Origin of the sequence: Pseudoalteromonas sp. PPB1, assembly GCF_015356275.1 — a bacterium.
GTDB classification, from domain to species: domain Bacteria; phylum Pseudomonadota; class Gammaproteobacteria; order Enterobacterales; family Alteromonadaceae; genus Pseudoalteromonas; species Pseudoalteromonas rubra_D.
In genome coordinates this window covers 215824-229332 of sequence record NZ_JACEQV010000004.1, presented here as the reverse complement: position 1 = coordinate 229332, position 13509 = coordinate 215824, and the positions used below count along the sequence as shown (strand labels likewise).

8 protein-coding genes are annotated in these 13509 nt (G+C 45.6%); 2 read left to right on the top strand and 6 right to left on the bottom strand.

Annotated elements, in window-relative coordinates; translation table 11 throughout:
• Window position 1: 1 nt before the first annotated feature.
• The 6 genes from IY568_RS06090 to IY568_RS06065 all read right to left on the bottom strand — a co-directional run bounded on the left by IY568_RS06090 (window position 2) and on the right by IY568_RS06065 (window position 7943).
• Window positions 2-3331 carry a beta strand repeat-containing protein gene (locus IY568_RS06090; protein WP_194867056.1) on the bottom strand — a complete coding sequence of 1110 codons (3330 nt, stop codon included), beginning with the start codon at window positions 3329-3331 and terminating at the stop codon, window positions 2-4.
• A 136-nt stretch (window positions 3332-3467) separates the two neighbouring features.
• On the bottom strand, window positions 3468-4082 hold the full coding sequence (locus tag IY568_RS06085; protein ID WP_010380455.1) for a phage tail protein: 615 nt from the start codon (window positions 4080-4082) through the stop codon (window positions 3468-3470).
• Window positions 4083-4251: 169 nt separating this feature from the next.
• Window positions 4252-4725 carry a hypothetical protein gene (locus tag IY568_RS06080; protein ID WP_194867055.1) on the bottom strand — a complete coding sequence of 158 codons (474 nt, stop codon included), beginning with the start codon at window positions 4723-4725 and terminating at the stop codon, window positions 4252-4254.
• Between the two features lie 172 nt (window positions 4726-4897).
• Window positions 4898-5869, bottom strand: a complete 972-nt coding sequence (locus IY568_RS06075; RefSeq protein ID WP_194867054.1) for a methionyl-tRNA formyltransferase — start codon at window positions 5867-5869, stop codon at window positions 4898-4900.
• A 10-nt stretch (window positions 5870-5879) separates the two neighbouring features.
• A complete protein-coding gene (locus tag IY568_RS06070) occupies window positions 5880-7118 on the bottom strand; it encodes a hypothetical protein (RefSeq protein ID WP_125557598.1) in 1239 nt (412 codons plus the stop codon).
• 96 nt (window positions 7119-7214) lie between these two features.
• Entirely contained in the window at window positions 7215-7943 is a 729-nt protein-coding gene (locus IY568_RS06065; RefSeq protein ID WP_194867053.1) for a hypothetical protein, read from the bottom strand.
• A 455-nt stretch (window positions 7944-8398) separates the two neighbouring features.
• On the opposite strand from IY568_RS06065, the gene IY568_RS06060 reads away from it, so the two are divergent.
• Together IY568_RS06060 and IY568_RS06055 are read left to right on the top strand one after the other, a co-directional pair.
• Window positions 8399-12328, top strand: a complete 3930-nt coding sequence (locus tag IY568_RS06060) for a TOMM system kinase/cyclase fusion protein (protein WP_194867052.1) — start codon at window positions 8399-8401, stop codon at window positions 12326-12328.
• Window positions 12329-12337: 9 nt separating this feature from the next.
• On the top strand, window positions 12338-13438 hold the full coding sequence (locus IY568_RS06055) for a BMA_0021/BMA_0022 family TOMM bacteriocin (protein ID WP_194867051.1): 1101 nt from the start codon (window positions 12338-12340) through the stop codon (window positions 13436-13438).
• Window positions 13439-13509: the final 71 nt, after the last annotated feature.

The window sequence follows — 13509 nt, the reverse complement described above, 5'->3', positions numbered from 1 at the left end:
TTTAGTGTGATAGCGTGCTGAGCGCAAAGCCAACTGCATTGGAGATAGTGACTGAGTTACCATTGGAGTCAAAGTTATCAGTTAGCGTAATGGTAAAAATATTGTTGGTACCAATCGCCAGATTTTCGATTTCAGAGACGCTGGTATTACCAAAGTTAAACGTGCCCCCATCCATCAGTTTTAGGGTTTCAGAGCCCGCAGCGCCTGTGATTGCCGTAGTAAAGTTATTTGCTACATTTGCCACATCAATGGAGACCGTTGCCCCGCTGGCCAGTGACAAGGTACCAATATTGGTAAAACCACCACTGGTCACATCTGCGCCATCTGAAGCGCTAACTGTATCCCCCGTCGTCGGATCACCCACCAAAGAGCCATTGAACGCACTACCCGCTATATCGAATGTGATGGCATCGTTTGACACAGTTGCATCTACGGTGGCCGACGCATTGGTGACTGTAATAGTCCGAGTGTTAGTGCTATCGTCGTTAACCGAGTATGTCTCTATACCAGTTAACGTTGTAAAATTACCGTCTCCGGAAATTGTGATGGTTTCCGAACCTGCTGCCGTGACAGTACCGCTAAAAGAAGCATTTTGCACAGGCGTCATGGTCACTGATGCGCCGCTGGCTAAAGTCAGGTTAACTATGTTTGCAAGCGTACCACCCGAAATATTAGCGCCAGAAGACAGCGACACAGTATCTGCCGTTGTACCATCACCGGTCAGTGTGCCAGTATAACTGAGCGTCCCCACATTAAATGTCACGGCATCAGTAGAAGACGATGCGGTAACAGAAGTGCCTGCGGCCGCAACGGTCACTGTACGGCTATTAGTCGAAGAGTCACCGACCGAGAAATTCTCTACATTAGCAAGTGTGGTAAAGTCACCATCCCCTGAAATATTAATTGTTTCAGTACCAGCCGCGGTGATTGTGCCACTAAAGAGTGCAGGCTGAGAAGCAGTCATAGAGACGCTGGCCCCACTGGCTAATGTCAGGTTTTCAAAGTTAGATACCGTCGCACCAGCAATACTGGCACCAGAACTCATTGATAAGGTATCTGTACCACCGGCCGCATTCAACGTACCCGTTGCAGTCAATGCCGCTATGTCGATGGTATCGTTGCCACTGCTACCTGTGACGTTTTGCCCGGCGGAGCTAAGCGTGATACTGTTCGCAGCGCCTAACACGTAGGTTTCAATTGCGCTCGCAGCCGTCAAACCGTCGGTTGCTGCGGAGATAGTAATACTTTCCGTTGCAGTACCAGTAACTGTGCTAAAGGCATCATGCTGCGCCTCAGTCATAGTTACGGATGCATTGGCATCCACGGTCAGTGTTTCAAAACCACTTACTGTCGCACCAGAAATACTGGCACCATTGCCCAGCTGTAAAACATCGGTACCGCCACTCCCGGTCAGCGTCCCCGTTGCAGTCAGGGAACCAGTTGCCACCGTATCAGCTGAGCTGCTGCCCGTCACATTTTGCGCTGCGCCGCCCAAGGTAAAGGTAAACCCGGCACCCAATACATACGTTTCGATATCAGCATCACCGGTAATAACGGCATTGCCATCAGCACTGCTAAGTGTAAATTGGTTAGTTCCCGCACCATTTATGGTGGTAAATGACTCATGCTGAGATTCAGTCAACGTAATAGATGCACCGCTATCCGGTGTCAGCGTCTCAAAGCCACTCAGGGATGTTAGATTTGCAAGATTTGTGCTGGTTGGCACAGAAAGGATATCTGTTCCCGTACCACCACTGGCCGTTGAACCTGATACATGGCTGGCATCCGCAATAGTCAGGGTTTCATCCCCACCGGCAAATGTAATAGCCGGGCTCAGATTTGTGCCATTACTGGTATTAAAGCCAGTAGCTGTGGAGCTTGCAGCCGTGACATCCGTGACACTAACAGTGGCTGTACGCGATGTACTACTCGCAGACCCATCGTTGATCACCACAGTCACTGTACGTGCAGTTTCGTTTGGCGTACTCGAGGTATTGTTATAGGTGATGGCCTGCAGGAAAGTTGTGACTTCGGCTGGTGTCGCCGTTGCGCCCGTAATAGAAATGGTATCCTGCAAGGTAATATCGGATGCACCCGACACACCTGTCAGGGCATTTTGCGCTGCTGCTGTTACGTTCAGGCCTTCAGATGCACCATCCTGATCATTGGTCAGAGTAACTGTTATGGTTGTTATGGTGTCACTGTCTGCATCCGTTGCCGAGGCGCTGCTGGCAATGTTAACCGCGCCGCTGCCCTCAGAAAAACTAGCGCTGCTATCGCTACTGCCACTGCCCGTGTCCAGATCAACAACAGGCGTTGTATTGGCTGTACTAAAATTAAAGGTGGTGTTATCACTGATCCCAGTAAAGGCGTTGCTAGAGGTATCTGTTACTGCACCTGAGTCGATTCGGATCGCATATGTCCGGTTACCGGTTAAATTACTGGTTGGATTCAGGTAAACCTTATCGCTGGTAATACTTACCCGCCCAGACCCCGGTGTGGTGGTAGTGCCATCACTTTCGCTGGCAACATCAAATACCTCAAAGTCGCTACTGTCGGTGACATTACGAATAGTGATATTCCCAGTGCTCAGCGCAATGTTTTCGTCAAAGGCGATAACAATGTCGCTACTGACTGACACATCCGTCGCGTTGTCATTGGGAGTTGAGCTTGCACTAACAAAAGCAGGAGCCGTTGAATCAGACGCAGTTGCATCATCCAGTGTAATATCACGTATAGCAATACGTGAATCATAAGCACTGGCGGGGTCCGTATCCGGGAATGTTATAATTAATGTGTCAATGTCTTGCCAGAGCGCATTATTAAAATCACTACTGCGTGTAAAACTAAAAGTTGTACCAACCCCCGATGCCACCGGCGGTGTTAAGTCGACGGTGACCGTTTGCGCACTGTCTTTAAACCCAGTAAACCGAACCCTACGCTCCGCATCTGTGTCTCCAGCACGAACGAAGGTAATGCCATCAAAACTAAAGTGTGTGCCAGAATTTTCAAGGAGCTTATAGCCTTTGTCAGTCGCACTGGCTCCCGAGTTGCCGATAAAACCAGTCGCATAAAATGAGCTAAAGGCCACTGCAAAACTCTCTGCTGTATAGCTGTCTCCGCTCTCACCGCCATCCAAAATAAAGGTAACCGCGCCAGCCGAATCAAGAGAAATATCCGGAACGCCATTTGAGCCATCTCTCACGTCAGTAGGGGTGCCTGTACCGGAGGAGTAATCCAGTGTCTTTTGACCTGCCCAGATATTGCCGGAAAACAATGCTGCAGATATACCGGCCGATGTGACAGCGGTGGCAACTTTACTTAATCTCATTTTACTACTCCGTTATTATTCCTGGTCCAGTGACATTTTTTTGTTTTAATATTTACTTTAATTTCAACGCAATTTGATGACTATCAAACGCAAAAGCGGGCCGGCACAATATATGCCCAGCCCACTTCAGTACTGATTAGTTACGAGGTGGGAACACCCCGTCTGTTGCAATCAGCCAGTTAACCGGTAATACCGGATTTAATATATTCAAAGGGGCTGAGCCACCCGTGTTAGTAACAGTGACAGTACCACCCGCAGAGCCACCACCGGATACGGTTAGCCCCTTGATGGTTGTCAGATCTGCTGATGCAAAACCTTCCTTGAAGAAGCCTTCGCTATTATTTGCCGCGATATAAGAGCTGCTATCCGGAGTCTTAGTATTTGCCGCATTAGTAGCGGCCTGCAACGTGCCACTCACTGGATTTGTACCACCCAACGGCGTGAAAATCGCGGTATGAGAGTGCGCAGGCATATGAATAATCTCAATACCTACCAACTCAGTACCCTGTCTTTCACCTTGACGATAATCCATACCACCTGGGCGTACACCCTGACCTACCGGGCTGCGGCCACGCAGATCTGGTAGTGCATATGTGGTACGCGCATCACCACCATAAATAGTCCCGATTAACGCAAATAACGCCTGATTTTGTGAAATAGCCATAGTCTGGCCTAAACACATTGCAAAATTTCTGATTGTAAAAGCACCGCCGAAGGTACCCATTGAGCCAATATACGGGTCAGTAGACATATGAATTCCTCTCTAATTCGTAAACATACCCTTTAACGATAAACGCTCAGTACCACTAAAATTCACTCAGTGATTTATCGACTTGTTGCGACGAGTTCGCACCAACTACTTCAATTACTGCTTTGCCTGAAAGGCATATATGTGTTGCAGAGCTATCACTGCTCGGTGATCAATCAGGATTTCCTTCTGGTAAATGTGGCGTAAAAACAGGTGGGATGAAAAACTCAGGCAACTGCACCCTGCGCGCCTCTCCGCTTAAGACCTTATCAAGGCAGACTGTACCGATATCATTAATACTGACATTTAGCTCAGCCGGATCATCACTGCTTTCGAAGCGCCAGTATAGTTCTGTGGTTTTGTAACGTAAGAGTGCCATTAATGGGTAACCGTCAAATTCGCTGGGGCTGTCGCAGAACCTTTCGTGGCAGTCAACGAGCTTTTGCTCTCCCAAAAACTGGACTAACAAACTGCCCATTCCGGGTACTTCCAAAATACTGCTCTCGCCCTGTACGACAACTATCTCGCCAGTGCCTTCAACTTTCGCAATACGCTGCCCTTCACCGCTAGGTAAATCGCCCCCGTTATAAGGAAACAGCGTAAGATCATAACCATATCGGTTGGTCAGATTGATCTTTATATTCATATCTATCTCGCTTCTGAGTTAAAGTTCAGAGCATAGTTAGAAATGCAGGATGATAAGTACATCGGCTGGGCCACTCACAAGTCCTTCTCAACTAAGCTACCATTGTAAAATTTAGTACAAAGGTATCGGTTTGCAATTGATATACCTCAATCAAAACACTTAATTTCGAACCTTACATTCTGCCCTCAGATGAGGCAGCTACTTCTAAACCAGGTTCCAGTCCAAACAGCACCGCAAACCGGTAGCCATCAAAAATACCTTGTTCGGTTAAAATCGTATCCAGACGAATAGCGCCATCAACCGTTTTAACTAACAACCCTTTGATTCTGTCGAGCTCTAAAATCGTACCCGGCTTAATGCCTGCCAGCTTGCACTCCATAGTGCTGGCCTGCATAAGCTGCAGCATGCCTTCACGAAATTTAAAGCGAGCGCCGCCCAGTTCAGCATTGGCTGCACGTGCCAGATTAACAATTTCAATACTTGTATGACGTCGCCAGTCAATCAATAAATCTTCCACCTGAACATGCGCTGCATAGCGAGGTTCACACTGCTCACCATCCATTTCGATGTATTCTTTTTGTTCTTGCCAGTTCAAAGTCCCTGCGGCCTGCTGCTGAGCAAATTGCTCGAGCAAAGCGGGAACTGCCTGGGCTATTTTCTGGTGAAAGCACTGTGAGGTATCAAAAGGATGCACCGGTAAATCAATGTGCGTTGCAATATCGCCTGTATCGAGCTGTTCCGCGACTTTGTGTAACGTCAACCTGACGGTATCCGCGCCACTTTTAAGCTGCCAGAACACGGGCATTGGGCCACGATAATCAGGCAATGCACTGGGGTGAATGTTAAGTACATCACCGGCAAAAAAGTCTATCAACTTGGCGCGAAGCTTATGTTTAAACAAATAGGCTATGCCACTGTTTGCTCCCAGTCTGTCAAGATCGGCAATCAAGGCGTCGTCCGATTCTGTTTTATACTGCAGCATGGGAATTTGATGGTGGTGCAAAAAGCGCTGCAACTGAACGAGATCCGGATTGGGTTCTGCTTCAATCAACACCACACAACTCAGTTGGCCTCTTTGCAATAGGTACTGCACGGCGGTCAGGCATAGGCAACTGCCGCTGAACAAAGCATATTTCACTTCCATGGTTATCTCCCTATGCTTTTACCGGGACAAATCCGGGCATACCGCTCAATTGATAGTAAAATTGCACTGTATCACCGCTATTGGCAACAAAATGCGTGTGTTCAAGCTCTCTGGGCCGGGCATCAACATAAAAATTCATGTCGGGTTTAGGGTGCGTAATACCTGAATCGTATTGATCCAGCCCTTCATCACCAAACGTGTTGATTTGGGCATAAACCGCCAAAATACGGGTCGACATATCCTCAACACCAGTTGGTATTGTGATTGTATTCGCTGCAACAACCCGAATGTCATCATCAAGCTCTATCTCTGTCATTTCTAACAGCGCAGACTTATCAATACGCATCAGTTCGCCCAGTTCAACGCGTTCGTTTAACGCGCTGTCACGCAAGTGATCGGAGTGGCAGTATTCGGCGTCTTTCCATTGCTGATTGTATTCTGTTTCGCCATGGATCATCATGCCTTTAATCGATACAGAGCGTGGGATCATCCAGCCATCAAGCGTCAGAAATTTAACTAAGTGCTTTGCAATGGCCAGCTGCCCTTCTCGGGTAAAACCATGTTGCATGGCCTCCAGCACCAGCAGGTCAACGGCCTGCTCTGGCTCATATACCGTGGCGTCTTCTTCGATAATATCTGCGACAAACTCACCTAACTGTAAGTCATCAATCAGCTGTTTTAGCGTGACGATGGCACCTGGATGAGTATCTACAAATAGCACCTTAATTTGCTCGTGGTTAAACTCGTTCTGGTTTTTGTAGTAGCTGAGTAAAGGCAATATTAAAGGTGCAAATGGACCACAGGCTGGATACAAAATAGTTACAGAATCTTTATGAGACAGCATGCCCCGAATTGCCTTATCAATGCCTTTTGCATAACCCTGAATGCGGTAAATGTCTTTAATTGTGTGGCGGCTATTGTAAGGGGACATGATCAGACCCGTCGGTGCAATATACTGACGAGTCAACAATTCTTCACTGAGCTCAGCCATCGACATTGACTGCAAAGCATGTTCGTACATCGCCTCAAAAGCTGCTGTAAGTTGCGCGTGAGTCGCTTGCGTGGTGCTGAATATTAGCGCCATCGCATCTACAAAGCTCTGAGTAAGCGCCTGTTGTCTTTGTGCGGTGGTGAGCTTGGCCTTGAGCAGAGATTCAAGTTGATTTCGGACGGTATGTTTTAAGAGTTGGTCTATTTTTGGATCGGCATAATCTGTCACTGACACATTACGCATCTGATGTTTTTCCATCGGGCGCTACCTAAGTATGATATTTCCGTGATTACAAGGCGTTACCTGACATTTTTTTATGCCATACGTAACGCCTGTCAGCGTTCACTGTTCAGTCTAGTTGAGTGCTGACAATTTGCGAGTATCAATATTAAAAACCCACTTTCTGTCGTTCAGTTTGCCCCCTGACACGAGGATATGCTGGGTACCATCCAGTGATCTGTAAAGCGGCTTTTTACCCAACCGAGAACGGCCGTATGAGTACAAAAATGCGCCATTATTGCTGAATACTTTGATGCTGGCCGTACCCATTTCAAGAACATGGACGTGGCCATGGGTATCCAGTGTAATTTTTTTAGGCCCGTTTAACTGGGCGTCTACTTCAGTACCAAACTCACTGATCTCTGTGAGTTTATCACCATAAAAGTTTGCCACAGTGACAGAGTGTTGCCCTCTTTCTATGAGATACAGCAACTGCTGATTTGGCTCAATGGCAAAATCGTTGAGACTGCTAAATCCTTGCGGTAATTTAATCGTTCCGCTAGGGTTACCGGACAAATCGAATACGTTTATCTCACTGCTCGTTTCAAAATAAACAAAGATGTTTGAGCTATAGCGTCTCGCCACTGCGGGTTTTAAGGTGATTTGCACAGCATCACCGTTTGGTGATTCTATTGAGACTTTCGGCGCTTCAATCGCCAGCGTGTCGAGCTGTTCACTACTTATACGTTGTGTATCCTGCTCTGAAAATGTAAATGAAGTGCTATTAGCGGCAAGGGCAGTGACCGGCAATACGCCACTCGCACATAAGTATGAGCTTGTTTTTAGAAAAGTACGACGTTCCATCTTTATACACCATTAGCGACCGAAAAACTGGTTTATTATTACAAACTACTGAATAATTAGATATTACACTATATTACATCGCAAGCAACATATACCAATTTAGTACTGGAATATGTCAAAAACGTAGTAATTTAGCACTTTTTCACCGTAATTTATCCCAATACTAAGCCAGAAGCATTTGACCCTCTATTGATAATCGGTAAAGATTAACAGTCGGCAGGTTTAGCATGCTTCAGACTAGTCAGTAACTATTGAAATTATTGAAATTTACTCATGCTATGAGGTGAGTTTCCAGTAATCCTTACGATCTTCATCTTAGTGAAATCTGTCTGATGTCAAATAAACGATGCTATGGGCAAGGATGTTGAAAAAACATTGTAATAATCGTAATTCTTAACAATAATTTAGAGCTTAAGTTCGAGCCCTGTTAACAAATTAGATAAAAACAAAATACTATGCCACTAACTCAATTTTCCGATCCTTATATTCAGGATCGCTTTCAGTCGACTCAGTATGAGCTCATCCACAAGATCGGTGAAGGCGGTTTTGGTAAGGTTTATAAAGCGAAGAATAAAAACACCGATCAGATCGTGGCAATCAAGTTCCTGGCACTTGAACCACATCTGGACGAAGCCAAGAAGCACCGTTATGTGGAGCGATTTAAACGCGAAACCACTCTGAGCAGCCAGTTGCAGCACCCGCATATCGTGAGGCTGCTAGACAAAGGCCAGGTTGATGAAAACCTGCTATACGGTGTGTTTGAGTATGTGGAGGGTCAATCCCTGCGCGAGCACCTGATCCAGGAAGGCGCGTTAGACGCAGTAGACGCAACCGACATTATGTTGCAGGTGCTCGACGCACTGATCCATGCACACAAACAAGGCATCATTCATAGGGACATCAAACCTGCGAATATCATGCTGACTCAGGCTGGTGCCAAAACCTATGCAAAGATTCTCGACTTTGGTATTGGTACGCTTAGCCAGGAAAACCGCCATCAGGACTTTGCGACACTAACACTCACGCAAGAAACTCTGGGTACGCCTTCTTACAGCGCCCCAGAGCAATTACGCGGTGAGCCTGCGTCTGCCAAAACTGATATCTACGTCTGGGGTCTGGTATTTTTAGAATGTCTGACAGGATTACCTGCTGTAACCGGCTCTAGTATTGCCTCGATTTATCACAAGCAATTGAGCGATGTTCATATTCCGCTACCAAGCGCCCTGCTAGGCCACCCATTATCCGGATTACTACGCCGCGTATTACAAAAAAATGCAACTGAGCGAGTCATCTCCGGTGAGGAAGCATTTGCTGAGCTCAACTCCATGAACGTCTCAAATCTTGTTGGCGTGCTGGCAGATGTGCAAGCGCAACATGGTTACGACGATGCCACAGTGGTGCTGCGTACTGATGATCCGGCTCACCCGGGTCAGCAAGATTACACAACGCTGACAGAGCGTAAACAAATCACCGTCATGGCGCTGAGACTGAGCGCTAAAATATTGGATGAAAACGCCAAAGATCTGGATGTCATAGACACCCTGTTTAAGTCGCAGCGCAACACCTGTATCGATATCGCGACCCGTTTTGGTGCCTACCATGTCGGCAACCTCGCCGATACCGCGTTATTCTATTTCGGTTATCCTGTCGCCAGCGATAACGATACTCGCCTGAGCGCACGTACCGCGCTGGACGTGGTGAGTGAACTGGGAAAACGTAATGCGCTGATGCAGGAAGCCCACGGCGTGCAAATGAATGCCCATATTGGCCTGCATTCAGGCATTTTTGTGACTTACGCCAACGCGGTACCAGAAGGACACATCGCCAATACAGCAATGCAACTCGCGCGTCTTGCTGGTGAACGACAAATTTTGTGTACCGCAGAGTCACGCGCCATCCTTGAGCCTTACAGTGAGTTTGACTATTTCGACAATATGCAGCTTGGCATGGCGTTTGAGCAACAAGCCATTTATAACCTGAAGGGTGAAAAGCGGGTCGAAGCCTTCGGCTTTATGCGCGGCACACGTCACCATCACAAGTTGATTGGCCGTCAGAGCGAGCTCGATAAAACCCTGTCGATCATCAACAACGAACAACAGAACACCCGGGTTGCCCATATCTATGGTGAAGCAGGGATCGGCAAGTCACGTTTACTACAGGAAATTCGCGCCAACGCCGGTAAATATCAGCACCTGGTTGCCCAGTGCTTGCCGGAACATCAGAACAATGCACTCTACCCGATTTTGACACTAGTACGTTATCTGTTTAATACCAGCAATCTCAGCAATGCTGAAGTAATAGAATTATTTGTGTCACTGCTTAACGAGCAGAACAGCACACTCAACACAGATGCCATTTTGCCAATTCTGATGGTCTGGCTGAACATCGAATTACCAGAAGACATGCAGCCGTCGTCACTGGCTCCGGACGCGCAAAAAGAACTGCTGTTCAACGGCCTGAGTGCACTGCTGCTGTCACACAAATTCAGCCTCAGCAGCCATAAACTATACATCATTGAAGATATTCACTGGGCAGACTCCACCACCTTAGAATTTATTCATCACTTTGCCGAGAATCTTAGTGATGGTAGCGTGCTGATCAGCACCTCGCGTCAACCTAAGCCGGATAGCCTGCACGACCTCACATTGCTTGAGCTGGAGCTCCACAAGCTCACCGCCAAAGCAACCGAAGACTTCATCGAACAGTTATTCGAGGGCAAAGCCGTATCACAAAACGTGCGCGACATCCTGGTCAGCCGCACCGACGGTATACCACTGTTTATCGAAGAGCTGGTTGATATGCTGAAACAAAAAGCACTCGTCAGCGAGCAAAGCGGCGAAGTCAATTTCGTCAGCCCGGATAAACTCGATCAGGTCCCCAGTAGCCTGCGTGAATCACTACAGCAAAAGCTTGATAGCTTAGTGCATGCTAAAGAAACGGCACAACTCGCCGCCACCATTGGCCGGGAATTCGAATACGACCTGCTCGTCGCCGCTTCTTCTCTCAGTGAAGATCAGATCCAAAACGACCTCAACGAGCTGATAGAAAAAGACCTCATCATCCAGCAACGCCGGGTTGAGAATGATAGCTATATCTTTAAACACGCGTTGGTGAGAGATGCGGCTTATGGGAGTATTCAGGAACAACTGATTCCATCAGCTCACCAGAAAGTGTTTGACGGAATTGTAAATTTGGCAAATATGCCTGAAGATGAGTTAAATCGTAGCCTTTATTACCACGTCAAATTCACTAGTAATCATAATACACGATTTGAATTAGGCTTAAAAATTATCGCTCACAGCCTTCTTACCGCTTCCAACAATGAAGCTATTGATATGTCGAATGAAATTTTGACGCATATCAAAGAGAAATGTATTGATTCTGACAGCCAAAAATCCCTCCGGGTCAATAACTTACTAATCAAAGCACTAATGATGACCGAGGGCTGGGCCGGTCCAAACGTGAGAGATAAAATAGCAGAGAGCAAAAAAATACTTTCAGGTGTCAAAGATCTCGAGAGTTCTCTGGCGATTTTTTGGGCTTCTGCAACACATAACTATGTTTCTGGTGCATATTCAGAAATGCGCGAAGACATAGATACTTTAAAATCTGAGATTAGGAAAACTGACAGCAACAACTTGGCTGCTTCTCTTTACTGTCTGGAAGGGCAATTACTTAATATTGAAGGTCAGTTTCAGGAAGCAAACAATACTCTCAGGCTATCTATAGAGTACTACGAAAGAGAAAAGAAGTTTGACCTGAATATTTTTGGTATTGATGCCAAGGGCTGGTCTCTCGCTTCTCTAGCTTTTAACGAGGCAATACTAGGGAATGTTAGCTCATCAAAAGAAATATCTAAGTCAGCTGTCGAGTGGAGCGAGTCAATAAACCATATCCCAACGCTGGGACTAGCTTTACTGTTTCAGGCTAAAGTGCATCACTTACTAGCGGATAAAAAAGAGGCTGAGAACTCGTCTGCAGCTCTATTGACCCTTTGCGAAAAGTATGGCCTACCTGCATATGAAGCATTTGCGATACTAGTCCATAAATGGGCCATAACAGATAACAACATTGATGAACAAATAGCCCTATCTGAGCAGCTTTTAACGTTAAAATGTAACTTACTAAATAGTTACTACTCATCCCTTGCAGCTGAAACATGCCTTGAACTGCGTGATTTCCAAAAGGCCAAGGATATTATTGAGTCCTGCCTACTCCATGCAGAAAGATTTGGTGAGAACGAGTACATCTCCCCTCTAATAGAAATGTCCAAAGTTTTAAAAGTAAATGGCTTACACATTGACACCTCTAAATTTAGAGAACTTAAAGAAAACTTAGATAGTAAATTATATAGTATTAAAATTAATAGCATAAAATGCACTTAGGAGAATGTAATGGAACTCACAAAACAACTACTTGAATTCCGCTCTGTATATATGAAATCTCTAGCGAAAGCTTGGAATGATAAAGATTTTAGAACTAAGCTTTGCTCTGAAAATAACGCGCTAAGTATTTTCAAAGAATATTTTGATTATGATTGCCCTTGGAATATTACATTTACAATTAGTGATAAAGGAGAAGGTCCTTTTTATAACTCACTTCGTGGCGTATATATGACAAGTGCACTATCGTTCGATAGATTTCTTGTCTATGTTCCAAAAAAACCAAGCATCCCAACGCCAGTTGATGCCATTGCAGACTACTACAGTCAAAATACTTGGTTGCTGGAGAATAAACAGCACGAGCACGAGGAAGATCTATCTCAATTGACTTCGTTCTTGCAGAACTTTGACGATTTAATTCATCAAGCACTTCCTTCTAATAGTAACAACGATGATATTTCAGAAGGTGCAGGCTCTCATCCAGTCAAAGACTTACGTATTCCTGAAGCAAGCTATGATTTAGGTAACAGCAATACAGACTTTACCAATTTCGGCGGTGTCATGTTCTCTGCTTTGGCTTTGAGTTGGTCTAACAAAGTCTTTAGAAACAGCTTTATTAATACTAACCAATCTGAAACAAGAGAAATTGGTGCGTCCGCGGTACTCTTGAAAGAGTGGCTTGATTACGACTACCCTTGGGATGTTGATCTTGTTGTCAGAGAAGATGAGAATGCTAAGTACGCCAGAACTTTCCCTGCTACTGTAAAGCTAACCTCAGGTGAGTCAATTGAGTGCAATGTCGCCTTTGCATTAAACACTGAGAACTACGAAGAGAAACTCAATAACCTAACATCCAATTTGAGCGACTTCCTATTTGCAAATGAAAGTTCTATTGAAAAAGCAAATATTGAATCCATTTCAGTATCAGAGTCAACCATTGCAATTGATAAGTGGGTTTGGTGCGTTGAAAGTGAAGGAAATTATCAGCAGGTTCAAAAAACTCCTCTTGGTATTATTTTATCTTTCCCTGAAGCACCAGATGATAAAGCGAGTCAACCTGTTGCACTAACTCGTTATAATAACGATGGCCCAGGTTTTCCATTCACCTGTTAAAAACATAAATCCATTAGAGTTTTACATGTAAATTTACATGTAAAACTCTATTACCTCTCTACATTAGTTAG